The 1,795-nt window shown below is 40.9% G+C and carries 1 protein-coding gene; it reads right to left on the bottom strand.

Features of this window, described 5'->3' with window-relative positions:
* Window positions 1-32: 32 nt before the first annotated feature.
* Window positions 33-1,795 (bottom strand): IS1634 family transposase (locus HXW94_RS18685; protein WP_178368401.1); only part of this gene is annotated, 1,763 nt, incomplete at its 5' end.

The raw sequence follows: 1,795 nt of genomic DNA, 5'->3' as shown, positions 1-1,795 counted from the left end.
CTCCCCATTCGCTCATTTGATATAAAGTATTTTTAAATTTCAAGTTGCGTATAAATAGAAGAGTCGAATCCCAATTTTTGGATAATTTGTTTTTGCAGATTCGATAATGGTTTCAATGAACGCATAATCACATTCCCTGCCATATCACATATAATAGTAAGATTGACTTTCGAAAAAGCCTTCAGAATTTTTTCCGCAGAAGGTTTTGCTGTAGTCTTTTTACGATTTTCCGGATGCATATCAGGCAGTTCAGTCTTTTCTTTTTTCAATGAACGTCGAACAACAAATTCAATAAGAGTCAGCACCCTTACACACAGGGTGAGTAGATATGTCATACCTTCAATCTGATCATCTTTTTTAACAAACAACGGAGCTATGTTGAGGCGACTTTTTAGCCTACCGAAGATACGTTCAACTCGATATTCATTTCTATATGACAAAATAGCATCATACAGGGAAAGCTTATCACAATCCATGTCTGTAACGAATGCTTTCCAGCCGAACCGGGTTTTTTCATCGGCAATTTTTTCCTGATTTCTTTCAACAGAAGTAATTTGATAACGAACTTTTTCTACAACGATGGTTTCCCGGTTAACGGAACCCCGGCCTTTACCGACGTACTTCTTTTTTTGTTCTACCTGTTTTTCAAACTGGACTTCCAGCAGATCCACCACGTTATGAACTTTAAGTATTTTGGCAATAGCCGCCACAAGTTCAGCCTCATCGCTTATTTGACGTCTGCCTCGCCCCGGTAAAGGCGTTAATTTTTCAAGTTTCTCCTTAGCTTTTGTCAACCGAATATCGAGACCGGCTGATTGTTGCCTGGCATGAGCAGGAGAATGAACGACCAACACACGCTCCTGCCAGGTTGTTTCTTCAGCCTCTTTTTGGAAAGTTTGAATGCGGCTGAACTCATATCCTTTGGCTGCCAGAACGACTACGCCTCTATAGTTCTCTCTAAACACAGGGATCAAGGCTTCTTCCTGATCTTTGGAAATACCTTCATTGATCCATGTTTTCATTTCATCAGCGGTTTTACCGGTCAAGGGCAGCGGACATAAATAATGATGCCCTGACGATACCAAATGAGCCCGGGTTTCCAGTGCACTCATTTTACAATCACCTGAGAATAATAATCCATTTTTTTTAAGGCTATCACTGACGCGGCTTATCAGCGGAATATATAATCCATCGTCTGCCTTCTCACCAGAAACGACGTCAGAAGCCAACGGCATTCCCAAAGGGTCCAAGGCCGCACTCATCAGTTTTATCTGAGGTAATTTCGTATTGTCTTTGCTATGACCAAACTGAACCAATCCATCTTCTGTGATTGCCTGATCTGCACTCACAGTCGTTGCATCACATCTGATTGTTTCAGGTTTCAGATTATACACCTCTATTGAATGTTTGTTGAGATCATCTTCTATCTTTGACCAGTATTCACGATTGCTTAAATGTTTCAAAAGATGGGATAAGCGATCATCACTGAAATCCAACGGCACTATTGGCCGACCTGTTATGCAGAGCAACGTATGTTGCATTCCTTCTACATATTCACTCATTGATACTTTGCGGTGGTCGCCTTCAGTCAGAATATAAGCCATCCATATGACCGTAGTCCAACCCCAGCTAAGGTCTCTTTGATTTCCATGCCTTGGAATATGTTTATCTATGATTTCCGGAAGACCCATCCTGACCATTTGTGCTATAAGCAAAGGCACATCATCTACTCGTTCCGTAATAATCTGAAGTTTGTCTTTGTTTAAAATCTCTTGATCTTTTAGTGCCGAATCCG

The sequence above is a fragment of the Desulfobacter latus genome (assembly GCF_013389365.1).
GTDB classification, from domain to species: Bacteria; Desulfobacterota; Desulfobacteria; order Desulfobacterales; family Desulfobacteraceae; genus Desulfobacter; species Desulfobacter latus.
Note: the sequence above shows the minus strand (reverse complement) of the source record. Positions and strands in the feature narration are given on the sequence as shown.